This window comes from Mucilaginibacter roseus, from assembly GCF_021215455.1.
Lineage (GTDB): Bacteria > Bacteroidota > Bacteroidia > Sphingobacteriales > Sphingobacteriaceae > Mucilaginibacter > Mucilaginibacter roseus.
Genome location: NZ_JAJPWV010000007.1, coordinates 1 through 24,907, shown reverse-complemented (window position 1 = coordinate 24,907; position 24,907 = coordinate 1). Strand labels below are relative to the sequence as shown.

Annotated in this window: 17 protein-coding genes and 1 tRNA gene; 10 read left to right on the top strand and 8 right to left on the bottom strand. The window is 44.5% G+C overall.

Translation table 11 applies throughout. The features are described from left to right. The first annotated feature begins 50 nt into the window (after positions 1–50). Positions 51–560: a hypothetical protein gene (locus tag LT679_RS18030; protein WP_232179078.1), complete on the top strand. Its 510-nt coding sequence runs from the start codon at positions 51–53 to the stop codon at positions 558–560. Positions 561–641: 81 nt separating this feature from the next. Here the strand turns inward: LT679_RS18030 and LT679_RS18025 are convergent, their stop codons facing one another. Beyond that, positions 642–1,505, bottom strand: a complete 864-nt coding sequence (locus LT679_RS18025; protein ID WP_232179077.1) for a hypothetical protein — start codon at positions 1,503–1,505, stop codon at positions 642–644. A gap of 197 nt (positions 1,506–1,702) precedes the next feature. After that, positions 1,703–1,776 (bottom strand) — tRNA-Met (locus tag LT679_RS18020). A 124-nt stretch (positions 1,777–1,900) separates the two neighbouring features. On the opposite strand from LT679_RS18020, the gene LT679_RS18015 reads away from it, so the two are divergent. The 3 genes from LT679_RS18015 to LT679_RS18005 all read left to right on the top strand — a co-directional run bounded on the left by LT679_RS18015 (position 1,901) and on the right by LT679_RS18005 (position 5,084). Then, a complete protein-coding gene (locus tag LT679_RS18015) occupies positions 1,901–2,278 on the top strand; it encodes an START-like domain-containing protein (RefSeq protein ID WP_232179076.1) in 378 nt (125 codons plus the stop codon). 100 nt (positions 2,279–2,378) lie between these two features. Continuing rightward, complete coding sequence (locus tag LT679_RS18010) at positions 2,379–3,803, top strand: LptF/LptG family permease (protein ID WP_232179075.1); 1,425 nt, start codon at positions 2,379–2,381, stop codon at positions 3,801–3,803. Positions 3,804–3,878: 75 nt separating this feature from the next. Then, a complete protein-coding gene (locus LT679_RS18005; RefSeq protein ID WP_232179074.1) occupies positions 3,879–5,084 on the top strand; it encodes a bifunctional 3,4-dihydroxy-2-butanone-4-phosphate synthase/GTP cyclohydrolase II in 1,206 nt (401 codons plus the stop codon). Here LT679_RS18005 and LT679_RS18000 read toward each other — a convergent pair. Continuing rightward, the gene (locus LT679_RS18000) at positions 5,081–9,532 is read right to left on the bottom strand and encodes a translocation/assembly module TamB domain-containing protein (protein WP_232179073.1); all 4,452 of its coding nucleotides are present in this window, start codon (positions 9,530–9,532) and stop codon (positions 5,081–5,083) included. The two genes, LT679_RS18005 and LT679_RS18000, sit on opposite strands and share 4 nt — an antisense overlap. A 77-nt stretch (positions 9,533–9,609) precedes the next feature. Here LT679_RS18000 and tsaD point away from each other — a divergent pair, with 77 nt between their 5' ends. Next, complete coding sequence (gene tsaD, locus LT679_RS17995; protein ID WP_232179072.1) at positions 9,610–10,611, top strand: tRNA (adenosine(37)-N6)-threonylcarbamoyltransferase complex transferase subunit TsaD; 1,002 nt, start codon at positions 9,610–9,612, stop codon at positions 10,609–10,611. 128 nt (positions 10,612–10,739) lie between these two features. After that, a complete protein-coding gene (locus LT679_RS17990; RefSeq protein ID WP_232179071.1) occupies positions 10,740–10,967 on the top strand; it encodes a hypothetical protein in 228 nt (75 codons plus the stop codon). A gap of 7 nt (positions 10,968–10,974) precedes the next feature. Here the strand turns inward: LT679_RS17990 and LT679_RS17985 are convergent, their stop codons facing one another. Genes LT679_RS17985 through LT679_RS17975 form a run of 3 tightly spaced genes read right to left on the bottom strand, consistent with a single transcriptional unit; the run spans position 10,975 to position 14,437 of the window. After that, positions 10,975–11,874 carry a glutamate--tRNA ligase family protein gene (locus tag LT679_RS17985; RefSeq protein WP_232179069.1) on the bottom strand — a complete coding sequence of 300 codons (900 nt, stop codon included), beginning with the start codon at positions 11,872–11,874 and terminating at the stop codon, positions 10,975–10,977. A gap of 59 nt (positions 11,875–11,933) precedes the next feature. Beyond that, positions 11,934–12,998, bottom strand: a complete 1,065-nt coding sequence (locus LT679_RS17980; protein WP_232179068.1) for a glycoside hydrolase family 76 protein — start codon at positions 12,996–12,998, stop codon at positions 11,934–11,936. 17 nt (positions 12,999–13,015) lie between these two features. Continuing rightward, positions 13,016–14,437, bottom strand: a complete 1,422-nt coding sequence (locus LT679_RS17975) for a glycoside hydrolase family 125 protein (RefSeq protein ID WP_232179067.1) — start codon at positions 14,435–14,437, stop codon at positions 13,016–13,018. A gap of 435 nt (positions 14,438–14,872) precedes the next feature. On the opposite strand from LT679_RS17975, the gene LT679_RS17970 reads away from it, so the two are divergent. Further along, positions 14,873–16,342, top strand: a complete 1,470-nt coding sequence (locus tag LT679_RS17970) for an RICIN domain-containing protein (RefSeq protein ID WP_232179066.1) — start codon at positions 14,873–14,875, stop codon at positions 16,340–16,342. 73 nt (positions 16,343–16,415) lie between these two features. On the opposite strand, the gene LT679_RS17965 is transcribed toward LT679_RS17970, so the two are convergent. Beyond that, positions 16,416–18,695 (bottom strand): GH92 family glycosyl hydrolase, encoded by a 2,280-nt coding sequence (locus LT679_RS17965; RefSeq protein ID WP_232179064.1) that lies wholly within the window; start codon positions 18,693–18,695, stop codon positions 16,416–16,418. A 358-nt stretch (positions 18,696–19,053) separates the two neighbouring features. Between LT679_RS17965 and LT679_RS17960 the strand changes: the two genes are divergently transcribed. From LT679_RS17960 to LT679_RS17950, 3 genes are all read left to right on the top strand, one after another. Then, complete coding sequence (locus LT679_RS17960) at positions 19,054–21,873, top strand: outer membrane beta-barrel family protein (RefSeq protein WP_232179063.1); 2,820 nt, start codon at positions 19,054–19,056, stop codon at positions 21,871–21,873. 7 nt (positions 21,874–21,880) lie between these two features. Further along, positions 21,881–22,663: a GLPGLI family protein gene (locus LT679_RS17955; protein ID WP_232179062.1), complete on the top strand. Its 783-nt coding sequence runs from the start codon at positions 21,881–21,883 to the stop codon at positions 22,661–22,663. Between the two features lie 105 nt (positions 22,664–22,768). Then, complete coding sequence (locus LT679_RS17950) at positions 22,769–23,899, top strand: PepSY-associated TM helix domain-containing protein (protein WP_232179061.1); 1,131 nt, start codon at positions 22,769–22,771, stop codon at positions 23,897–23,899. Here LT679_RS17950 and LT679_RS17945 read toward each other — a convergent pair. Beyond that, on the bottom strand, positions 23,896–24,708 hold the full coding sequence (locus LT679_RS17945) for a glycine-rich domain-containing protein (RefSeq protein ID WP_232179060.1): 813 nt from the start codon (positions 24,706–24,708) through the stop codon (positions 23,896–23,898). The genes LT679_RS17950 and LT679_RS17945 overlap by 4 nt on opposite strands. Positions 24,709–24,907: the final 199 nt, after the last annotated feature.

The following is a 24,907-nucleotide window of genomic DNA, read 5'->3' as shown; positions in this document are numbered from 1 at the left end:
TACAACCTGCGGCCCTGTAATTCGGGCTGCAGGCTTTTTTTAATTTATATATGAGAGCTATCATCTATTTATCTGCCATAACATTGCTGCTCCTTACAGCCTGCAACCAGCAGGCTAAAAAATCAACCGATAAAGAAAAACTTTCTATCACTGGTAAATGGCACCGCTTTTCGATGGCGAACGGCTATACCGAATTTGACATAGACGCCCAAAACGTTGTATTTTACAACCAGAAGGTAGGCCGCTTTAAGCTGCCTTACAAAATTAAGAACGACTCCATAATATACCTCACCAAACCCTACGCGGCCAAGATTACCGCGCGTGGCGACTCCATATTATTAGAAGGCAACGACAGCACCACAGCGGTACTACACCGCTTTGCAAAAACCAATGACTCATTTACCCAAATACCCGAAGAAAAAGACACCACGGCTTTTGCCAGCTATGTTAAAGGCTTTGACCAACGGCTAATCCAGGCATTTAGAAAAGCCGGTATAGAATTGAATAATAACACGATGGGTGGAGGAGAAGGTGAATATCAGCGGTTGTTGGGGAAGTAGGGTGGCCTTAACTATTTTACAACTACATTCAAAGTGTGACGATTCAACTTTTTTAGCAATTGTCCTAAACTAAAAAATCACCTATTTGGGATTTCTTTTCAACCAATCAGCGATATGATTGCATGCTGCCTGAACAACCAACCACGATATGTTAATTGTGTCTATATCTGGAAAAGTCTGAAGAACAAGTTGTTGATAAGGATGTACTAAGTTTCTAAACTCTCTTAATGCATGACTAAACTTTTTTACATCTAAATGTATCCATTTATTATCATGTGCTACGTCTATCAGTTCACTTAAGCTCCACTCTGCAAAATGTTTAGGTTTCCCATCCTTCTTTGGTGTTGATTTAGCTGTGTTAGCTATTTGTGGTCGATTTTGCATTACCCCTAATAGAAGTCCCTCTAACATACTTCCCATCATAATAAGAGCACTTAAATTGGCTTTGCCATCAATACACCTTTGAACTTCTTCCCATCGCTTCTGTAATATATCGGCTATGCCATATTCTAAGTTCAATGCGTCCCAATTTGGAGGAGGCAAAGGCTTAAGTTCTTCTTCTTTCTTTTCTTTTATAGGCTGTTCAAAATTATAATTTGGGGTATGTTTACGAAGCTTCGGTTCTAACCCATCAAAAACAACCTTTAAACATTCTACCTCTAAAATTTCGTTCATTGACGACAATGCTAATTTAATTTGCTCACGATTCCCTCCATACAGCTTTGGCGATACTAATCTTAGAATCACTTTCTGAAGATCTATACCATTTAGACCATTAATAACACTTAATACCCACCATTTACGAGTAGAACCATCGTGTGTTACATTAATTCCTATTTCATTGAAAAATCTCGATAGATATTGGGAACTTCGATAAATAGGAAACTGTTCTGTGTTGTCTCCGCAAATAAATTCAGCAATTCGTTGCTTAGTCTTACTATCCATGTGAGCAAGCTTGTAGGTGACTATCTTTTTAAAAGGTTACTAAAGACTAATATAATAAACGAATTATAACTTTTATATCGTAATATAGAGTAACAATAATTGGCTTATTGCCCAAGCAAAAGTGTCTTATTTAGAAATAGTTTATTAGAAAAAACAAAAGCAGCTACATTTTAATGTAACTGCTTCATCTTTAAGTGTAGCGGGGAGCAGGATCGAACTGCCGACCTTAGGGTTATGAATCCTACGCTCTAACCATCTGAGCTACCCCGCCGGATTATTTTAATTGTGTGCCTTTGTAAAAAGGTTTGCAAATATAGCAGAAAATAGTTTTCTTTAGAAAAATTGTTCAACTTTTACTGCCAGCGCTTTTATAGTACTGTGTCACAACCCTGATTATGCCCGATAAGAAGAAATTCAACCTGGAATATGAGATCAAATCATCACCCAGAATTTTATACAGTTTTATAAGCGAACCTAATGGCCTTTCGCAATGGTTTGCCGATGATGTTAACGTGCGCGATCAGATTTATACCTTTACCTGGGACGACGAACAGCAACGTGCCAAACTTGTTAACGCTAAAGAGAACAAGCTTGTGCGCTTTAAATGGCTCGATGATGAGCCTTACTATTTTGAACTTGAGGTAGTGCAGGATGAGCTGACCAATGACGTGGCCCTGGCCATTACTGATTTTGCCACCGAGGACTCAATTGCCGAGCGGCGCCTGATTTGGGATAACCAGATTGATTACCTGATAAGCGTATTAGGCGCCTGATAAGCAACCGCGATACTACTTAGCCTTTTATAACGTTTACTTTTGCACAACAGGCACAGGTACGCCCGCCTGCGGAATTTTATTTCCTTATTTTTGCAGTGTGAAAAAGATCCACCTTCTATTACTTAAATCGTTCATCAGGCCATTTGTGGTAACATTCCTTATTGTAATGTTCGTACTGCTGATGCTGTTCCTGTTTAAGTATATTGATGATTTGGTGGGCAAGGGCTTTGAGTGGTACGTTATTGCCGAGCTCATGTTATATGCCTCGGCTACCAACGTGGCTATGGCGCTGCCACTATCGGTACTCCTATCCTCTATCATGACGTATGGAGCCCTTGGCGAAAATTATGAACTGGTGGCTATAAAATCTGCCGGTATATCCCTGCGCCGCGCCATGGCTCCCATGTTTATCGTGGTAGCTATATTGGCTATCAGCGCGTTTGTTTTCTCTGATTACATGCTGCCGGTGGCCAACCTCAAGTACTACTCGCTGCTGTACGATGTACGCCAGCAAAAATCAGCCAAGCTATTGCAGGAAGGTGTGTTTACCACCAACTTCCCCGGTGCGGCCACCCGCGTAATGCGTAAAGGCAAAGACGGGCAAACGCTTTATGACATCATGATCTATCAAAAGGACGAGCAGACCAACAACATGAACGTTATTATGGCAAAAGAAGGTGTAATGTACCGGTCGCCAGGAGATAAGTTCCTGGTGCTTAAACTGAAGGATGGCATACGCTACGAAGAAAAACGCAGTGAAACCAACTTTGACCCAAGGCAAAAATTTGTGCGGGTACGCTTTCAAAGCACCGAAATAAAATTCGACATTTCGGGCCTCAATCTCAAACGAACACCTCAAGACGAATTTCGTTCGGCATTCGTGATGATGAACCTGAAGCAATTGCGCCATTACCGCGATTCAACAGAAAAACAGGTAGATAGCACGGTTACCCAAACGTATAAAATGCTTTCGCCCTATGTAAAGTTTTTCACGCTGCCTAAAAAATCAACATCAATTAAACAGCCCGTAACGCCAAAAAACAATTCGGTTTTAGGTGGGATGGAGATTAACGAACAGATAAGCACCGTATCCGCCGCGTTAAGCGAGGTTCGTTCGATACAGGATATGCTTAAGCAAAACGAAACGAATTCCAAGGAAACCATGAAGAACATACGCCGTTCGGTGGTGGAGTATCAAAAAAAGTTCACGCTTTCAGTAGCCTGCCTGGTTTTGTTCCTGATCGGCGCGCCGCTGGGAGCCATCATTCGTAAGGGTGGTTTGGGCATGCCGGTAGTTATATCGGTAATCTTCTTCCTGCTGTATCACATCATATCTACCATTGGTGAAAAGGGTGTTAAGGATGGTGCCATACCACCTGCAATAGGTATGTGGATAGCCATATTCGTACTCTCGCCTATAGGCATGTTCCTGTCGTACAAAGCCGCTACCGATTCTGCATTGTTTGATATGGAAGCTTATAAACGCTTTTTTAACCGGATATTCAAGCGCAAGGCAGCTTAAAGTTATTTTACACAACACCGACCGGATTGCCGCTACCTTAATGTAACTTTGTTACTGTACACTGATCTGACTAAGATGCTGAACACCATACCCGAAGCCATTGAAGCACTTAAAAATGGCGAAATAATTATAGTTGTTGATGATGAGGACAGGGAAAACGAGGGCGATTTTTTAACTGCCGCACGCAATGCTACCCCCGAAGCCATAAATTTTATGGCCCGCTATGGCCGCGGACTTATCTGCGCCCCTATTACTGCCGAACGCGCGCAGGAACTGGAGCTCGACCTGATGGTGACGCGTAATACTACCTCGCACGAAACTAATTTCACCGTATCTGTTGATTTGCTGGGGCATGGTTGTACTACGGGTATATCAGCATCTGACCGGTCAAAAACCTGTTTAGCCCTGATTGATCCAACCATAAAAGCTGCCGACCTGGGCAGGCCCGGACATATTTTCCCGCTGATTGCCAAGGATGGTGGTGTATTACGCCGTGCAGGGCACACTGAAGCAACGGTTGATCTGGCTGTGATGGCCGGCTTTGAGCCTGCCGGTGTTATTTGTGAGATAATGACCGAGGATGGTGAGATGGCCCGCTTGCCGGAGTTAGAGAAAATGGCTGAAGCGTTCAAGATGAAGATCATCTCCATTAAGGATTTGATCGCTTATCGCCTGAGTACCGAAACTTTGGTTACTAAAGAGATTGCCGTTAAAATGCCTACCCAATGGGGAGATTTTGACATGATTGCCTATACGCAGATAGATACCGGTGAAAACCACATGGCTTTGATAAAAGGTACCTGGGAGCCGGATGAGCCGATATTGGTGCGTGTACACAGCTCATGCGTAACCGGTGATATATTCGGATCATGCCGGTGCGATTGCGGCCCGCAGCTGCACAAAGCCATGGAAATGATTGAGCGCGAAGGCAAAGGTGTAATTGTTTATATGAATCAGGAAGGCCGTGGCATTGGCCTGGTAAATAAATTAAAGGCCTATCACTTGCAGGAGAACGGGCTTGACACTGTTGAGGCTAACCTGGAGCTCGGCTTTAAGATGGATCACCGCGACTACGGTATTGGCGCGCAGATCATCCGCAGCCTGGGCATTACCAAAATGCGCTTAATGAGCAACAATCCTAAAAAACGCGCGGGTTTGATTGGCTATGGTTTAGAGGTGGTAGAGAATGTGCCTATTGAAATACCTGCCAACAAGCATAACGAGCATTACCTGCGTACTAAACGCGATAAAATGGATCACGCCATTATGCGCGATCACTAATCATCGTCATCATCCCTTAGTTTGTAGTTAACCGCTGGCTTTGGAGATTGCGCCGGAGTTGGGTTGATAGGATTAGGCGTTGTTGGTGCTGTACGGCGCCTGCCCTGCCTGAATATATTACGTAAAAACTCTCCTACGCTATCAAAATCGCGCTGATATACCAAACCAACACCATTCACATACTGCACATCCAGCGGGTTAAAGGTACTTAATGCGGTACCGCTTAATACCCTGTACGAGTAACGCGCGGTAAGGTTACCATCCTTACGGATACGGTAAAGCGCCTCAAAGTCCTTCGTCAGGTTATTAAAGTTGGCGTTGAAAAGGTTGGTATTATTATAGAACAGGTTATTGCTGCCCGTATTGGTAAACAAACTTCCGTTTAATATCAGCCTATCATTAAATAGTCTTACTGATAAACTCGCCTCGTTAAAAGAGCGGATGTTTAAGTCGATATTCTTGATGTTTGATTGCGCTATAAAGCTGTTCAGCTGGTTAAAGGCAAACTCGCTCACGGCATCACTCGCTGTGCTCAACACCTGCTCGTTAAGGTTACCACCGCCGGTACCAGCTGTAAAGCTACGGCGAACAATAATGCTCAGCGCCTGCTGGCTGCGGTTGGTATTATCTGACAAGTAGGTTGCCACATCCTCTTTAATAGTAGGCTCGGTAGGGAATGTAAAGTCAAAGTCAATAGCCGGTAATAACAGCGACTTAGATAACAACAGCTGCGCCTGCACCAACACCTGCTGGTTACCACGCGGGGATGTAAAACCAGCCGCGGTGTATAAAGGCGCAATGTTGGTACGTACCTCATAAACGGCATTCAGATTAATTTCGGCATTAGCCGGGTCGCCCGTCCAGCGGATGGTACCGCCCTGGTTTACCTGGAAGTTTTTACTAATGAAATTTTTGGCCGTAAACTCAAATTTACCTGATGATATCAGGAAGTCGCCAAACATCTCAAAATCGCCTAAACTATTAATATTAAGCTTCAGGTTACGCGTTACGCCATTACCTTCAAGTTTACCATAATCGGTAACAATTTTAACCGTAGTGCCTTCATCCGCGCTCAGGTCAAAGTTCAGCGTTACGCCATTGAATTTTTTGGAAATATCTTCCGCTTCTTTTTTGGCAGTATCGCTGTGGCTAACAAACCTGATAAAATCATAGTCGGCTGCTGTTGATGATGCATTAAGTGGGATATTAAATACCGTGCCCGCCTGCGTGGCAGCACGTATATCAATCTTCATGTTATCAATAGGCCCGGTAAAGCTAAAATCGCCGCTGCCAAAGGCGGTACCATAATACAGGTGATTATCTTTAAAAGTAGTGTTTAGCGCCAGCAGGTTGGTTGCATCAATTTTAATATCCAGCGTAGGGTTGGATATATTGTTCAAATCCACCGTACCGTTTACAATGCCTTGCCCTTTACGGTTATCTTTCAGCACCATCTTATCAATCTTGATCACGCTATTTTCAACATCCAAACGGTCGCTTAAGGTATATGGCGTTTTCAGGTAGTTCACCGTTACCCCGGTATTGTTCAGGGTGACAAAGCCATTAAGCAATGGTTTTTGCAATGAGCCCGTAAGTTTTAAACTGGTCGATATGGTTCCCTTAACGTCTGATACCAGGTTGCTGATGAAAGGCGTAAATATAATAGCCTCGGTCTGGTTCATGTTAATATCAAAATCAAGCGCGTTCTCATCATCCTTTAATAGAGAGTAAGCACCTTCGATATCCATGGTTTCCAAGCCGCGGTTAAGTATATTCAGCCTTACGATGGCTTTTTTACGCTCATTATCCAGGTTTGATATAATTTTTACATTACCAACCTGTGTGGCATTCATCATCAGCGTATCAATACCCAGATCAGCATCCATACCAGGCGCCTTAAGTAACGAGGACAGTATCACCTCTCCGTTAAGCGCACCCCTTAAAGCAATGCCCGATGGTTTGGTCAGCGGGTTGAGCGTGCTCATCCGGAATTGTTTGAAAACAACGTTCAGTTTATCTTCCGTTTTGTCTGATATAAAACCGTCAACCGTCACCATCTGCTCGCCGTTGCTCAGCTCAAAGTTTGATATCTGAGTTTTGCCATCCAGCAGCCTGATGCGCACCTGCTCCTCTAACTTCCACTGCTCCCGGTCAAGTATAACGTCTGATGGCAAAAGCTTCAGCTTGGCGGTGGTATCCCGGCCAAACTCTACCAAACCGTAAAGATCAAGCTGGTTGGTTGCGTTTTTATCAGATAATTTAACGTTGAAGTTCAGACTATCACGATTCAGGAAATTGGTAATACTCACATCCTTTACATACAAGCTATCGCTCAGGTCAACCTTACTCAGGGTTATGTTGGCATTGAGATACTGAGCCGCGGTGTTCTCGTCAATAATCAGATCGTGCAGGATGATCTTGTTGTACTGGATGGTTTTAATATAACCCGTAAGCGTTGCGGTCTGCTCTGCCGAATTGAATTTACCGATCAGCGTACCCTGATCCGGTATTTTTAAGCCCGGCACAAAAACAGCCAGCAGCGGATCAACATCCTTCAGTTTAAAATTGAAATCAAAATCCTGTGGTTTAAATGGCTTAATGTCCGTCTTTAACGATGGGATATACTTCTTAACGATGGTTTTAAAATAATCGGGCAGTGTTGAAAGGCTGTAATTACCGGTAATACTGCCGTTCGCCGCGTCGGATTGAAACTCCAGCAAGCGTTGTCTGCCGCTGCCGCTTGCCGCCAGGTAAAGCGAATCAACCACGTAATTAGTACGCGGGTTTACCAGCCTTGTACCCGTTAAAAATATATTACCGTTTATGTTATCAAGATTATTACCCGAAAAATCGGCGTTGAGTGTGGTGCTCACCGTAATAGTGTCCTTCATCAGCTTTAACTTGTTCAGGTGAGCGTTCTGAATATTAGCTGTAAAATCATAAACCGGTAGTTTCGGGTTCAGGTCAAGTGTTCCGTCCAGCGTGAGCTTGATGTTACGGTCGTTTATCTTAACCAGCCCATCAATAAAACGGCGCTTGAACGTACCATCCACCGATACATTGTTATAGGTATACCCTTTAAACTGGAAAGTCTTTAGCCTGGCATTGGCCGCGATATTCAAATTCTTGAGCTCATCGCCGCTACCTTTAACCTGCGCGGTAAAAGAGGTACGGCCAATGGTTTTGTCATCAATCAACGTACCCAGGTCAAATTGGTTGGTAGTAAGCTTGCCGCTGTAAGATGGTACTCCGTTCTTGCCTATTTTCAGGTTAATATCCGTATCAAAACGGCCAAGCTTGGTTTTAAAGGTACCATACGCCACAAAATCATTTTGTAAGCCGCTGAAATTTCCGCTAAAGTTTACGTTGCCAAACTTGCTTACAATAGCAGGTATCATTTGCTTGTTACTGCCTGTAAAGCGCTTCAATATATAGTCCAGATCTTTTTTATTAGTGGCGATCTGTTCTATATCCAACCCCAGGAAGGTATTCTCCCAATCGGGCAGGCCCTTCACCCTAAAATTACCTTTTACATAGGTGCTTTGCCCGGCAGTAACCAGCAGGTTGGTAGCCCGCAAATTATCAACCCGGCCCCGTATGCGCCCGTTTATACCCAGTTCAAATTGAGTTTTATCTAAACTGCTGGTAAAGTAAGCTACATCTTTTGAGGAGAGATGCGCGTTTTTAAAATCGCCATCCATATTTACGCGGCGTTCAAAATCGCTGAAATCATCAAACGAGTCGAAGCTCATTTTAAAGTGATCGCGCAAAAACGAATTGGGTGTTTGCAGCGTAAGCTGTTGTAATAATATCTGATTAGTATCAACTGTGGTTTGGGCAGTTAAATTCTTGAGGTAGAATCCACTTTTTTCCTTAAACGTAAGTTTATTGACCGATGCCTTGAACAAGTGATTTTTTAAATCGAGGTTACGCACTACGGTACTGAACGCCTTTACGTCAACATCATCAAAGTTAACGCCTTTTACCAACGTATCTCGTAATTGATTTTTATACCTAAACCGCAGATTATTAATACCGATGCGTTCAAAATTCAACGTCCACGGTTTGCTCGCTTTCTTAGTGGTATCGCCAGAGCTGAAGTAATCAATAATAAATTGCAGGTTGGTTGTACTGTCGCGCTGTTTCTTCAGGTAAAAAGAGCCGTTATCCAACTGTACCGAGGTAAAATCAATATAGCGTTTTTTGATGCTGTTGAAAACCGAAAAGCCGCTCACCTCTACTGTTAGCCGGGGCGTACTCAGCAGCGTGTCCTTTTGTTTATCGAGCACATAAAGCCCCTCAAGCACCACGTATGAAAATGGCCTGATGTAAAGGCTTTTTATATCAACTTTTGTATCTAATTCTTTCGACAGGTAGGCGGTGGCCTTTTTTGCTGCCCAAGTTTGCACCGGTTTGTACTGAAAAGCCAACAGTAGTATGCTAATCATCAATACAATGAGCAATACTATGCTTAACGTTATTTTGAGTACTTTTTTAATAACTTTGCCTTTTTAAAAGATAAATTGTGCCTGTAATTTTAGCCATAGAGTCATCGTGCGACGAAACCTCGGCATCGGTATGTGCTGACGGTAACATCCTAAGCAATATTATTGCCAATCAAACCATACACGAAGCTTACGGCGGCGTTGTGCCGGAGCTTGCTTCGCGTGTGCATCAGCAAAATATTGTTCCCGCTGTTCAACAGGCGTTATTAAACGCAAAAGTAAACAAAAATGATATTGATGCGGTGGCTTTTACGCGCGGCCCCGGACTTTTAGGATCACTTTTAGTCGGTGTATCATTCGCTAAGGCTTTCGCGCTGGCAAAAAACATCCCGCTGATAGAGGTTAACCACATGCAGGCGCATGTTTTGGCCCATTTTATCGGCGATCATCAACCGGCTTTTCCTTTCCTCTGCCTTACCGTTTCGGGCGGACATACGCAAATTGTGCTGGTGAATGATTATTTTGATATGGAAATTGTTGGCCAAACGCTTGACGATGCCGCCGGTGAAGCCATGGACAAAACCAGCAAGATATTGGGCCTGCCCTATCCCGGTGGCCCGCTGATTGATAAACATGCCCGCAGCGGTAACCCTGATGCTTATAAATTCCCTGAACCACAGATACCCGGTTTTGATTTTAGTTTTAGCGGGTTAAAAACATCTATTCTGTACTTCATCAGGGATAATGTTGCCGCCAACCCCAATTTTATTGAGGAAAACATTAACGATATATGCGCCTCGGTTGAAAAACGGATTGCTACCATTTTGCTGAACAAGCTACGTAAAGCTGCTGAGCAGTATGGTATTACCGATGTTGCGCTGGCGGGTGGAGTATCGGCCAATACCGGTTTGCGCCAGGGCTTGCAGCAATTAGGCGAAAAACTGGGCTGGCGTACTTTTATCCCTAAAATGGAATATTGCACCGACAACGCCGCCATGATAGCCATTGCCGGCTACCACAAATACCTCAAAGGGGAGTTCATCGGCCAGGAGATTGCGCCGCTGGCACGGATGCCGTTTTAAGAGAGTCCGGAAGTCGGAAAGACCGGAAGTCAGGAAGAAGCAATACTCTTGTGGCATAAGTCTGAAGCACAACTTTCGGACTTCCGGTCTCTTGGACTTGCGGACTTCCGGACTAAAAAAATCTATATTTGCAAACACATCCGGACTTTCGGTCTTTCCCGACTTCCGGACTCAATAAAAAACACATGAGTTTCCCATCGCTTATATTCTGGCTTATATTTGTTATACCACTGGTAGTTTTTTTGATTTGGGTAATGCGCCAGGATAAACGCCGCGGCGTAGCCGGATTACTGATACTGCTTACCATTGTAGCAGTAGGTGTAATTTATATGTACTTAAAAACCGGCGGGCAATAATTTCTTTTTATGGCAGGCTTCCTTTAAGCCTCTCATAAAGCTGCCGCCCATTACTCACCGACTCGCTTATTCCGGCTTGCTTCGCGATAGCATTTAATACTTCTTCTGTTGAATAGCCCTGCTCACGCATGTATTTTATAGACGTAGCGCCTGCTGACTTTGACAATTTCGTGCCATCGCTACCTAATAATAATGAGTGATGATAAAAGGTAACGTTACTAAATGGCAAGCCTAATGTTTGCGCTAAATATAATTGCGCCAGTGTTGATGCCCACAAATCCAGCCCGCGAACAACGAGGTCGATACCAAAATGCACATCATCTACGACGGATGATAACTGATAAGCCGGGTAGCTATCCTTTTTTCGAACCACAAAGTCTGTCATCTCGGCTGGTAACGTTTCCTGTATTACAACACCATTTAGCATTTTTACAGATATAGTTTCCGGTTCGGTTTTTAAACGCCAGCTAACGCCGGGGTCATCCAGCGGAATGTTTTTATGACGGCAAGTGCCTGGATAAGCAACGTAACTTTTTAATTGCGAGCGGCTGCAATTACAGGCAAATACCTGTCCGCTTTGCTTTAACCTCGCCAAGGCTGCGTTATATTCATCCAGCCTATACAGTTGCGACCAGCCACTATTAAATTCTTGTAGATTACGAGGCCCCTCCTGCCAGGGAATATCTAAAAAACGGAGCGTATCAAAAACATCCTGAACGTATCGGTCCTCGGCGCGGTCACGATCCATATCATCAATGCGCAACAGAATACTCGCTCCGGTTTCTGCCGCTAAACCAGCCGTTATAATAAACGACAAAACGTTGCCCACATGCAGATAGCCGCTCGGCGTGGGCGCTATACGTGTACGTTTAAAACCTGATGGTATGTGCATAAAAAAGCTATTCATAGCAGCGCTGTTAACTTGCCGCCATGAATAGCTAATATAATAATTTAAGTAAATCCTTATTAAAGGCTGGCCAGTCTGCCGTAGATCTCGATCATGGCGGCCTGGTCAATCAACGCTTTTTCTTTACGCTTGCCTACCAGGTTACCGTCACGCTCGGTGTTCCAGATGGCGTTGGCATCATCAATAATAAATTGCAGGCGGGTTTTATCTTTCTCTACTTTGTACAGTTCCATGTAACCGCGTATCAGCACAGCATTAAACCAGTAATTACCTGGCAAACGGCCCTTGCGGAAGAAGTGCTCTTTTGACGCATCGGCAATACGCTTGGCTTCGGTTAGGTACTTTTTATCCTTGGTGATGGTGTACAGCAGCACGTTAGCCTGCAGCATGGTGCCCGCATTGTAAGTATAAGTTGCCTTATCCACATTTAACGATGGTATCTTGATGTTATCATAAAACACACCTGACGGCGCCTGCAGGTTTTTGTTGGTCCAGTTGTAGATCAGCATTGCCGTGTCCAGGTACTTTTTCTCTTTGGTGATCTTGTACAGTTGCAGTGCGATCAATACCGCCGGGCCGTTTGAGCAGGTGTTTTTGGTGGTGCGCTCATCTTCTTTCCAGTACAAACCGCCACCGGCCTTATCGTCATACGCCGTTAACTGAAACCGGTGTATCAACTTACCCAACTCCAGGTATTTTTCGGTTTTAGTACGATTGTAAGCATCTAAAGCGGCAATACCTATCCACTGGTTATCGTCGTAAAAACGCGAGTCCTTTTCGTCATGCACCACCATGGCCTGATAGCCCGGCGCAGGCGGCGTAGCACGATAGTACTGCTGGATAGCCGCTAATACCGTATCAATGCGATGCTTTTTGGGCTCGAGTTTATCCATCTCATCGGCACCCTGCACCAGCGCGCAAAGCGGCCACAGGTACGAGTGGCGTTTTTTTGATTCGGGCTTGGTATCCTCGTAATACAAACCGGCGGCAGCATCATGTAAATGCTGCTGCACACCGCTGTATAAAGTATTGATACGCTGCTGATATTCGGCCTTGGTTTGTGCGCCCGCTTTAAAAGCAAAGGCGGTGCAAAGGCTTATAGCTAATGTTGTTCTTAATTTCATAGGCTGATGATTTGCGCTTACGCCTGTAAAAGCTGCGGCTTGGTTTGATAGGTTTCCCACAATAACTCACCAAACAATGTATTTGCCCAGGCAAACCAGCTGCGGGTAAATTTCTTCGGATTGTCCTTATGGAAGGTTTCGTGCATAAAGCCTGTATCACCGTGGGTTCTTTTCAAAACCTGGATGCATTCCTTTATTTCAGCATCATCGCTACTGGTAAGCGCTCGCATAATTATCGCCATTGGCCAAATCATATCCTTACCTACGTGGGGGCCGCCAATACCTTCGGCCGCTGTACCTTTGTAAAAGAAAGGATTATCCAACGAAAGGATCATCTTTCGGGTGTTGATATAGATCGGATCGGTATTCGGCATAGCACCTAAATACGGTAACGACAGCAGGCTTGGCACGTTGGCATCATCCATCAGGTTATAGCTGCCGTAGCCGTTTACCTCAAAGGCATACACTTTTCCGTAAGTAGGCACATCAATTACCGCATGTTGTTTCAAAGCAGCATCAACCTCGGTAGCCAAGGCGGTTAGCTGAGTAGCCAGAGTGTCGTCTTTTGAAATTGTTTTTACCATTTCAGCCGCTTGTTTTAAACTGCTCACCGCAAAAAAGTTTGACGGGATCAGGAATGAATAAACCGTAGCGTCATCACTCGGCCTGAATGCTGAGCAGATCAAACCTACAGGCTTAACCGGGTAGCCGTAACCGCTCATTGGTACCGTGTCTGTTGCAAACGGGGTGGTACGTTGAAAATGGTATGGCCCGTCGCCCTCTTTGCGCTGCTGCTCAATAAATGTTTTCAGGATGGTTTCGATAGACTTTTTCCAGGTCGCATCGAAAGGTTTGGTATCGCCTGTCAGTTTCCAATACTGGTATGCCAGCCTGATCGGGTAACAAAGCGAATCTATCTCCCATTTGCGTTCGTGCAGGCCGGGCTTCATATCTGTATGGTCGGTTTTCCACTCGCCTACCTTTGCCGGGTCATCATAAAAAGCGTTGGCATAAGGGTCGCGCAGTATGTTTGATGCCTGGCGATTGATCACACCGGCAATCAGGTCCTGCAACGCTTTATCCTTTTTTATCAGGTGAAAGTACGGCCAAACCTGCGCGCTGCTGTCACGCAGCCACATGGCGTCGATGTCGCCGGTAATTACATAGGTGTCCGGGCGACCGTCCTTTTGTTTATAAGTAACCGTAGTATCTAAAGTGTTGGGGAAGCAGTTTTCAAACAACCAGCCTAACTCTTTATCTTTTACTTTTTGCTTGAACTCCTTAATAGCGGCCTCTACTGCCTTGCTGGTAAAGTTACGCTTGGCGGCAGCTACCCGTACAACCGGGTAATCAGCCAATGAGCCTGCAACCGATAGCTTGCTGGCCAATACGCCCGCACCTAACATAGCGGTGCTGGCAATGAATTTTCTTCTTTCCATAGTTTAATTTATTCCGATAGCGGGCTTGCAGCCCGTTTAGTTTATTTTTAGCTTTGGCTAAGGCTCACAAAGAAACACTTATACAATCAACCTAAACGTTTTAGCAAAATGTTTGATAACCCTTGTTTGTCATCAGACGCGTAACAGCGCCAAAAGATTAAAAGGAGTTACAGAAACAGGTTACTAATTGGCCGGTATAATTGCGCCGGGCTAAAACTAATGAAAATACATAGTTAAATGCAAACAAAAAGCCCCTTGGCAGATGCATTTTATGTAACTTATACATGATAAGGTAAAGCATTTAGCATCGCTTTATTACCCAATATTCCCCTCAAATATACCCGTTTACCCCGCATCGGCCTTTATAAAAAGCCCGACTTTCGTAATCAGTGTAATTGTACTAACCAATAATTCATTACTTCTTAACCTAAAATTATGAAAAGAAAGACGCTCATGTCGCTTGGCTTACTGGCTTTGCTATGGTCAAGCTGTTCAAAAGAAAAACAAGGAGAAATTAAACCGCCCGAAAACAAAACAGACACACAAACACTTGCCGTTGGCGCGGCCTCGATAGCCGGTGTTAACTGGGCCGATGGTCGGGATAACTTTGTGGATGGATGGGTCATCCCCTCAGGCCTTGACGCAGGCGACAGTTATACCACGGTTTCGGATAAAGCGAATGCCATTTTAACGGGCTTTCAAACCAATATGCCCGGTGTAAATACCGTTAGGCTGCCAATAAACCCGCCAAGCGTGCTGGAGTCATGGTGGGGAGCATACACCGGTGCTATTGATCGCGCGCTCAACAAAAATATGAAAGTGATACTGGCCTGCTGGGAATCAGCCTCATCCCGCGACGGCATGATCGATAATATTACCCAATTTTGGGATATGTGGCAAACCGTGGTTACCAAGTACCAGGGTAACGCCAACGTATACTTCGAGGTATTTAACGAGCCGCACGGTTATACTCAGGCACAGCTTACCACCATTTACGCCGAATGGCTTACACGTTACCCCAATGTACCCCGAAACCGGATTTTACTTGGCGGTACCGGCTATTCAGAAAACGTGACCGGCATTGGTGCCGACAGCCGCTTTACCAATTGCCTGCTCTCGTTACATAATTATGCTTTTTGGGCTACCCGTACACTCAGCGGCTGGGAATCTGATTGGCGAAGCCGTTTTGGCAGCTATGCCAGCCGCACCGTGGTAACGGAATACGGCGCCGCCATGACCACCGGAAAGAATTATACTGGCACCGTAGGCAGCGATAACGAGATAGCTTACATCGTAGGCTCAACAAACGTATTCAGGGCGGATGGCATTGCCAGCGTTTACTGGCCAGGCCTGCGCGATGGCGACAGCTACAGCATTCAAACCCGTGGCGGCAGCGGTACCAACATCACACTTACCACTACCAACGCGTCGGGTTTAGCGCGTATACGTTATGGATGGGGCGAGGGTAGTACCTTTAACTCAACAGCTTACTACCGTATAAATAACCGTAACAGCGGCCAGGCATTGGATGTTAACGGCGGCTCAACTGCCAACGGCGCCAACATTATACAATGGCCATGGAATGGCGGCAACAACCAGCAATGGCAGGTTATTGATAACGGTGGTGGTTATTACCGCATCATCAACCGCAACAGCGGCAAGGCCCTTGATGTTACCGGTGGCTCAACCACCAATGGCGCGGGTATTACGCAATCAACCTGGAGCGGAGCCAACAGCCAGCAATGGCAGGTGGTTGATAATGGCGGCGGTTATTATCGTATTATAAACCGTAACAGCGGCCAGGCGCTTGATGTTAACGGCGGCTCAACCGCTAATGGCGCAAGCATCATCCAGTGGCCTTGGAATAGCGGGAATAATCAGCAATGGCAAATTACGCAGCAATAAAAAGCTGATCTTGATTATACGAAAAAGGGGCTGTATCTTTTGATACAGCCCCTTTTGTGTTTGGTGATAACTATTATTTCTCGTTATCTGATAATGAGTAAGGAGCATCTGCCGCGCCGGTACCACGTGTTTTGTTTGGCTGTGCCGACATGTTAAAGTTAATCACACCTCCTTTTTGCAGTGCTGAGTGGCTCAGCCAGTTACGGGTATATGGCTTGCCATCAACCGTAACGGTGTTTACATAGCGGGTTGCCTTGCTGTTATTGGCTGCGTTAATAGTTACTGTTTTACCATTCTCTAGCTTTAAAGTAACTTTTTTGAACAATGGCGAACCGATAACATACTGATCAACCGCCGGGCATACCGGGTAAAAACCCATCGCCGAGAACACATACCAGGCTGAAGTTTGGCCATTATCCTCATCACCGCAATAGCCATCCGGAGTTGGTTTGTACAGTTTATCCATTACCTCGCGTACGTGGTATTGGCTCTTCCATGGCTCAGCCGCGTAGTTGTACAGGTAAGTCATGTGCTGTATAGGCTGGTTACCGTGTGCGTACTGGCCCATGTTAACGATCTGCATCTCGCGAATCTCGTGGATAACACCACCATAGTAGCTATCATCAAATACCGGTGGCATAATGAATACCGAATCCAGCTTGTTAGCAAATTGTTTATTGCCGCCATACAGGTTTATCAAACCTTTAATATCATGGAAAACGCTCCAGGTATAGTGCCAGCTATTACCCTCGGTAAAGGCATCACCCCATTTAAGCGGGCTGAACGGCGAAGCAAATGTACCATCCTGGTTTTTACCGCGCATAAAGCCTGTTGACTTATCAAACAGGTTACGGTAGTTACGGCTGCGTTGTTTGTAGATAGCGATCTCTGACTCCGGTTTGCCCAAAGCTTTACCCAAGCTGTAGATGGCAAAGTCATCATAAGCATACTCTAAGGTACGTGCAGCATTCTCATTTATCTTAACATCGTAAGGCACATAACCCAACTCGTTGTAGTATTTAACACCACGACGACCGATAGATGAATTCTTGGCATCCTCGTTATTAGCGCCATGTATCACGGCATCCCAAAGGGTATTGATATCATAACCACGGCCGCCTTTTATATAAGCATCCGCGACTACCGAAGCTGAGTTATTACCGATCATAATGTCGGCATAACCCGGGCTTGACCACTCCGGTAGCCAGCCGCCTTCTTTGTAATCGCTGATCAGGCCTTGCTGCATCTCTTTGTTGATAGATGGATAAACCAAATTCAGGAAAGGGTATAACGCGCGGAAGGTATCCCAGAAACCGGTACCCGCGAATTTGTAACCAGGCTCGGTTTTGCCGGTGTGCGGGCTGTAGTGAACAATTTTGTTGTTCGCGTCAATCTCGTACAATTTGTTCGGGAAGAACAACATGCGGTATAAGCATGAGTAAAAAGTACGCAGTTGCTCATCGGTACCACCTTCAACGGTTAAACGGCCAAGCGTTTTGTTCCAGGTAGTGTGTGCTTTTTCTTTGGTTTGATCAAAGCTGTCGCCTGCAAGCTCACGCTTCAGGTTCAGGTCAGCCTGCTCAATGCTCACAAATGATGAAGCTACACGCAGGTTTACTTTTTCGCCTTTTACGGTTTTGAAACCAATAACAGCTAAAGCGTGTTTATCATCAACCTCAAGGCCGTTGTTTTCAACAGAATCTTTATAGGTTTTGGCAACGGTTATCGGCTTATCTACATAAATAACAAAAAAGTTTTTGAAATTTTTAAGCGGGCCGCGGGCGTATTTAGTTGAGTAACCTACTATCTTTTTTTGCTCCGGATATACCTTAATGTATGAGCCACGGTCCAGCGCGTCAATCACGATAAATGACTCGTCACTTTTGGGGTAAGTGATACGGAACTGCGCCGCGCGCTCTGTCGGAGTAATCTCGGTAGTAACATCATGGTCAGCCAGATAAACGCTGTAATAGTAAGGTTTAGTAACCTCAGCCTTATGCGAGAACCAGCTTGCCCGTGCATCCTGGTTTACTTTGCCCTTGCCTACCACCGGCATAATGGCAAACTGGCCATAATCATTCATCCATGGTGATGGCTGGTGAGTTTGTTTAAAACCACGAATTTTGTGCGCATCGTAAGTATACATCCAGCCGTCGCCCATTTTACCGGTTTGCGGCGACCAAAAGTTCATACCCCATGGCACGGCTACAGCCGGATAAGTATTACCGTTCGACAGATCGTACTGCGAATCGGTACCCATCAGTGGATTTACCAGGGCGGCCAGGTCAGTTTGCTGACCGTACGACCGGAAAATGATGGTCAATAAAAAAGTAATAGTTAATAATTTCTTCATTTGGTTGGTTTTCTATGGGTTTTTCCAAAGCTGCTAATATATGGGTTTTTGATTTTGCTAAAAGGTATTATCAAATTTTTTACGCTTGATAATTAACGCAATGCCTTTTGCAGCCGGATCAAGTAATTCTGACAACAGTTTGCCCGATACTCCAATGAAGGCACGACCGCATCAGAAATTAACTCGCATAACTGATATTTATTTTCAGGAACGTGTAACGATACGCTATAACAAATGTCTTATGTACACATAATGAGTAACAATACTGTTAAAAAGTGTTAAAAAAAACGAATTAACATTACGCTAATATTTATTACCTAAAAATTTAGTTATTATTGCTGCAACCTATACGCTTTATATGAGATACACAATTTCGGCACTCTTTATCCTGATGATGAGTTGCCTAACGGTGTTTGCACAAACGCCTTCCCCAACTACCAACCACACAGCGAAAGGTATTGTTGCCGATACTGTTTCCAATGTAAAACTTGAAAACGCTTCTGTAAGTATTCTCCAGGCAAAGGACTCTGTCCTGATAAGTTATACGCGTGCGGCAAGCGACGGTAAATTCAACTTCCCGAAGCTGGCTCCCGGCAGTTACATTTTGCTGGTTGCTTACCCGGAATATGCCGACTACGTAGAGCAATTCAAGCTGGATGGCTCTAAACCCGAATACAACTTCGGCACGGTTAAGCTAAGCCTTAAATCGCGCCTGCTGCAGGAAGTAATGATTAAAGGTACCGCAGCACAAATAAAAATTAAGGGCGATACCACCGAATACGATGCCAAAACATACAAGATACAACCCAACGCCAAAGTCGAGGATCTGCTAAAGCAGCTACAAGGCATACAGGTTGATAAGGACGGAAAAATAACCGCACAAGGCGAAACCGTAAGCAAGGTGTTGGTTGATGGCGAAGAATTTTTTGGCGACGACCCTACCCTTGTTACCAAAAATCTGCGTGCCGATATGGTTGATAAAGTTCAGCTATACGACAAGAAAAGCGACCAGGCCACCTTTACCGGTATTGACGACGGGCAGAAAACAAAAACTATCAATATAAAGCTGAAAGAGGATAAAAAGAAAGGCTCATTCGGCAAGGCTTCTGCCGCCGTTGGCACCCGCGATTTTTACCAGGGTGAATTGATGTTCAACACCTTTAAAAACAAGCAAAAATTATCAGTTTACGGAACGTTAAGCAACACCGGTAAAACCGGCCTGGGCTGGAATGATAATGATAAATATGGCGGCGGATCAGACAACGTTACCTATGGCGACGATGGCAGCGTTTCCATATTCTTTAGCAGCGGCGGTGATGAACTCGACTCTTTTGACGGGCGTTACAGCGGCCAGGGCTTACCAACTGCCCGTACCGGTGGTGCGCATTTCGATACCAAATGGAACGAGGACAAAGAGTCTATTAACGGCAATTACAAAATAGGTTCTATTGAGGTTGAAGGAACTAACAACTCCATCAACATCAATAACCTTTCGCCAACGCTTAGTCAAACCACGCTGTCTGATCAGAAATTCGATAACTACCTGTTCAGGCAAAAACTCGACGGTGCGTATAATCTTAAAATAGATACTACATCAAACCTGAAATTAACCTTTGGCGGTACATTAAAGGAGAGCGACACCCGCCAGAACTTCAACTCGGTTAGTCGCCGTAACGATACCTTGCAAAATGACAACGTGCGTGAACTAACTACTGACGGAAACCAAAAGCTATTTAACGCATCTATATTCTACAACAAAAAGCTGAAGAAAAAAGGCCGCACATTCTCGGTAAACATTGCACCGTCAGTAACTCGTAATAATGCCGATGGTTTCCTGAAATCAACCATTAATTACTACGACAGAAGCGGCGCGCTTGATAGTACTACCAATATCGATCAGTATAAAGTAAATGATCTGCAAAGCGTATTGTTAAACTCAAACATCACTTATACCGAGCCGTTCACCAAGGATTTTTCGGTAGTGCTCAACTACGGTGTAAACCTAAACAATGCCACTGCCGACAGGCGCACCTTTGCCAAAACGGTTGCCAATGGCGATTATAACCGCCAGATAGACTCATTGAGCAGTGACTTTAAACTAAACCAATTATCAAATCAGGCTGGTGCTATCTTTAACTACAAAAAAGGTAAAACAACTTTAAACTTTGGTACAAGGGCGGCTATTGTAAACTTTCAACAGGTTAACCGCATTAACAACATGCGCTTTGACCGTAACTTTACTAACTGGTTCCCACAGGCCAGCTGGCAATACCGTTTCTCTCAGCAAAAATCATTAAGGTTATCATATAACGGTAACACCACTCAGCCTACTATTGACCAGGTGCAACCTATCCGCATAAACAACGACCCATTGAACATTACCTTGGGTAACCCTGATCTGGATCCATCATTTACGCACCGCTTTAATTTCAATGCTAACTCTTACAAAGTGTTGGCCGATGAGTGGATGAACCTTTACGGATCGTACTCTTTCACCACAAACCCAATAGTTACCAACGTATTTACGGATACCATTACCGGCAGAAGCGTTATACAATCATTCAACCTGCCAAACCGCCAAACCAATAACTTTTACGGCGGGCTGTGGTATAACCGTAAAATATTCTGGGGCTTAAACGCAGGCTTAAACGGTAACGTTAACGGCAACACATTTTATAACATGGTTAACAACCAGGAGAACCGTACCAAAGCATACTCATATTCAATAGGGCTCTCGCTATCTAAATACGCGGTTAAAAAATATGATATCAGGGTAGATTTCCGTCCGTCATATAACACCAATGAAACCTCGTTAAACCCAGAGCGAAATAGCAATGGCAGAGCCTACAATTTATCCGGTGGATTTAATATTTACCTGCCTTTTAAAATGCAGATAGGCTCGGACATAGAGCATGAGTACCAAGCGGCAACGCAAACATTTGCTGATCCGTTCCGCCGTACCCTATGGAACGCATCTGTTACAAAAACCTTTATGAAGCAAGATAACCTGAGGCTATCATTAACAGTTAACGACTTATTAAACCAGAACACCGGATTTAGCCGCACTGCCGCTAACAACGTTATCTACCAAAATACCTATACCACTATACGCAGGTATTTTATGTTCTCAATCAGTTATGATTTTAACCATATGGGCGGCGGCGTCGCCAAAAATTAATATCAACATGAAAACGATACATAAAAAACTTACAACTTTGTTAGTACTTGTGGTACTAAGCATAAGCACTCTATATGCGCAAAACAAGCACTTTACAAAATCAGGCACTATTGAGTTTGAAAAATCGGCCAATATGTATGCCCTGTTGCGTAAGGAAATAAATAAGGATAATGAAACGTACATGGCCAACGTGTATGATGCATACAAGAGAAACAACCCGCAATTTAAAAAGCTAAAGTCAACGTTGACCTTTGGCGATAATAAAACCTTGTTTACGCCGATTGCGGAAGAAAACAATCCGCAATATTGGGGTAATCGCGCAATTGTTGGGCAAAATAATGTAGTATTTACTGATTTAAATACTGATAAAACCGTAGCCCAGAAAAAGGTATTTGAAGAAACCTTTTTATTAAGGGACAGTACCCGCCGGATAAAGTGGAAAATAACCAGCGAAACGCGCAACATTGCAGGTTATGAATGCCGCCGTGCTAATGCGCTGGTTTTAGACTCTATTTACGTAGTAGCATTTTACACGGATGAAATACCCGTATCGGGCGGGCCAGAATCTTTCTGCGGTTTGCCGGGCATGATATTGGGCGTGGCCCTGCCGCATGATAACATTACCTGGTTTGCAACCAGGGTAACAGAGACTAATGTGCCACCGGCATCATTAAACGCGCCGGCAAAGGGCAAAGCTGTAGATAGGAAAACCTTTATGACCACTGTTAAAAACGCCATGAAAGACTGGGGCGAATACGCCCAGGGCATACTAAAAGCAGTAATGTTGTAGAAATTTTATTTATACTAAATCTTAATAAGGATATTTTTTCGCATTTTTGTCATTCAACAGATGACAATGGCGGCTAAAAAGACCTTAAAATATTGGATTGGTAAAATGCACCTTTGGCTCGGCCTCGTGTCGGGCCTTTTGGTTTGTTTTTTAGGCATCACCGGATGTATACTGGCCTTTGAGCGGGAAATTGAAGATGCTACTCAAGCCTATCGCTTTACCCAGGTGCAAAACAAGCCGGTTTTGCCACCATCAAAACTTAAGGAGATTGCCAACACCCAAATAAAGGGTAAAGAGCCTCATAGCATAAATTATGAGGCCGGGCGGTCGGCAATGGCTGTTTATTATGGCAACGAGCCGAAATATTACTATATCGTTTTCATGAATCCGTACACCGGGCAGGTGCTCAAGGTTAAGGATATGAGCCAGGATTTTTTCCGCATTGTAATCGACGGGCACTTTTACTTATGGCTGCCACCCAAAATTGGCCAGCCGATAGTAGCCACCGGCACACTCATGTTCTTATTTCTGCTGATATCGGGCATTGTACTTTGGTGGCCCAAAAACCGGGCGGCAACCAAACAACGCTTTAGTATTAAATGGAATGCCAAATGGCGCCGTGTAAATTACGATCTGCATAACGTGCTGGGCTTTTATATGACCTGGGTAATCATATTTATTGCTATAACTGGTTTGGTATGGGGTTTTCAGTGGTTTGCCAAATCAGTGTATTGGGTAACATCAGGCGGTAAATCGCAGGTACAATTTGCACAGTCTGTGTCAGACACTACAAAGATGAATCTGATGAGCAAAGATGCTCCTGCAACCGATATACTCTGGGCGCGTACTAATGATACGCTTAAAAATTTTAAGGGCAGCATGGACGTGCATTTCCCTGAAAATAACAAAGCCTCGATTGAAATCGCTATCAACCCTGATCCATATACGTACTGGCAGGCTGACTATCATTTCTACGACCAATACACGCTGAAGGAGTTGCCTGTCAATCATATTTACGGTCGACTTTCCAACACCAGCACAGCTGATAAAATTGCCCGCATGAACTATGACATTCACGTAGGCGCCGTTGCTGGCTTAGCGGGTAAAATAGCTGCCTTTTTTGGCAGTTTGATTTGTGCCAGTATGCCGGTTACGGGTTTTATAATTTGGTGGGGGCGCCGCAACAAGGCTAAAAAACCAAAGGCAAAACGAGTGCGTGTTATGGAGATGGCCTAATCTCCGCCGCAGCCACTGCATCCTGACGAACAACCCGAGCAACCGCTACTACATCCACTATCGCCGTCGTGCCCGGAATGATGATGATTGGATAAGTAGCTATCATCTGACGAAAAATCTCCGCCACCGCAACCTGAATCTGTATTGCCCGATTTTTCATTTTGCCGATTCTTTTTGCCTTCATTCGTGTGCGTGTTTCGATATACCAACACCACCACAAGTACAATAATAATCGGAAAGACGATTAAGCTCCAACCCGATTGTTGCGCAAATAACAGAATAGCCAGCACCGCTACTGTATATAACTTATTGCGCCCAGTAATAAAAGCAGGCTTAGGCACTAACCAGAACTTGCTTAAGTTGACCCGCTGAAATTTAATATCAGAAAATCGCTCTTTGCTATCCTTCCATATATCGGCTGGTGGTTCTGCCCTGAAATACTGTTTGTAGAGTTGAGCGGACGTATTATAATAGTTTTTAAAAAGGGCAGCTTGTTCACTGCCTCCTTTGGTAGGATTATGGTGAATTTGTTTATTCAGCGTATCCTGACAAAGCCTTATCCAATATGACTTGGTATAGGTAAGGTGTAAATGCCAGGCTTGATCAACTGCGTCTGATGGTGTAACACCCTGCATTGACACGCAACAGAAGAACAAGAATTTTTTGTATTCGTTTATTACCCTCAAGGTATATGCATCAGCCCAGCCATTCTCCCGGGCCAACCGTGCAGCAAAGGTGAATTGCGTGCCTTGCTCATCTATTGAAAACCGAGCTATCCTATCCCATAATAAGGCTTCCTCCGCCGTCATAATTTTGACTGTTTAAAACAGCAGCAATATAATAGTAAAAGCGGATTAGCGAATGAGGTAATAAAGTTTAGGAAATTATATTTGAAGACGAGCAGCAGAATGAGCCTGAGACGTTCAATTACTTTACTGATAGCAGTAGCTTAAACCCATACCGAAAGAAAACCCATTTAAAGCAAAAAAGCCCCGTTCATTGCTGAAG

Excerpts from the sequence above, each read along its gene's own strand:
- LT679_RS18015 (WP_232179076.1), top strand. The coding sequence starts at position 1,901 with ATGCCCGATAAGAAGAAATTCAACCTGGAATATGAGATCAAATCATCA.
- LT679_RS18005 (WP_232179074.1), top strand. The coding sequence starts at position 3,879 with ATGCTGAACACCATACCCGAAGCCATTGAAGCACTTAAAAATGGCGAA.
- LT679_RS17960 (WP_232179063.1), top strand. The coding sequence starts at position 19,054 with ATGAGATACACAATTTCGGCACTCTTTATCCTGATGATGAGTTGCCTA.
- LT679_RS17965 (WP_232179064.1), bottom strand. The coding sequence starts at position 18,695 with ATGAAGAAATTATTAACTATTACTTTTTTATTGACCATCATTTTCCGG.
- LT679_RS17945 (WP_232179060.1), bottom strand. The coding sequence starts at position 24,708 with ATGACGGCGGAGGAAGCCTTATTATGGGATAGGATAGCTCGGTTTTCA.
- LT679_RS17980 (WP_232179068.1), bottom strand. The coding sequence starts at position 12,998 with ATGAAATTAAGAACAACATTAGCTATAAGCCTTTGCACCGCCTTTGCT.
- LT679_RS18025 (WP_232179077.1), bottom strand. The coding sequence starts at position 1,505 with ATGGATAGTAAGACTAAGCAACGAATTGCTGAATTTATTTGCGGAGAC.
- LT679_RS18030 (WP_232179078.1), top strand. The coding sequence starts at position 51 with ATGAGAGCTATCATCTATTTATCTGCCATAACATTGCTGCTCCTTACA.
- LT679_RS17970 (WP_232179066.1), top strand. The coding sequence starts at position 14,873 with ATGAAAAGAAAGACGCTCATGTCGCTTGGCTTACTGGCTTTGCTATGG.
- LT679_RS17985 (WP_232179069.1), bottom strand. The coding sequence starts at position 11,874 with ATGAATAGCTTTTTTATGCACATACCATCAGGTTTTAAACGTACACGT.
- LT679_RS17975 (WP_232179067.1), bottom strand. The coding sequence starts at position 14,437 with ATGGAAAGAAGAAAATTCATTGCCAGCACCGCTATGTTAGGTGCGGGC.
- LT679_RS17955 (WP_232179062.1), top strand. The coding sequence starts at position 21,881 with ATGAAAACGATACATAAAAAACTTACAACTTTGTTAGTACTTGTGGTA.
- LT679_RS18000 (WP_232179073.1), bottom strand. The coding sequence starts at position 9,532 with ATGATTAGCATACTACTGTTGGCTTTTCAGTACAAACCGGTGCAAACT.
- LT679_RS17950 (WP_232179061.1), top strand. The coding sequence starts at position 22,769 with ATGCACCTTTGGCTCGGCCTCGTGTCGGGCCTTTTGGTTTGTTTTTTA.